The 212-nt window shown below is 75.5% G+C and carries 1 protein-coding gene; it reads left to right on the forward strand.

The annotated features are described in order from the left end of the window. Nucleotides 1-212: hypothetical protein (locus G6O54_RS37225; RefSeq protein WP_165236267.1), on the forward strand; the 212-nt coding region annotated here is incomplete at both ends.

Here is a 212-nt window from a genome sequence, read left to right on the forward strand (position 1 = left end):
GGGGACGCGCGGGAGGCCGGTTCGCAATGGCGGGCGGTGCTGACCGAGTGCCCCGGCGACGCCGAGGCCCTCTGGGGCGTGCATCGGCTGGATGGGCCGATCGAGCCGAGCTCCGTTCCCTGGCTGGTGGAGGGCTCGACCCGGGCGGTGGTGCCGATGGCCGGGCCGGGCGATTTCGACCCGTACCTGGACCTGGCGCGGCGATGGGTCCG

The sequence above is a fragment of the Aquisphaera insulae genome (assembly GCF_011064615.1).
Classification (GTDB): Bacteria; Planctomycetota; Planctomycetia; order Isosphaerales; family Isosphaeraceae; genus Aquisphaera; species Aquisphaera insulae.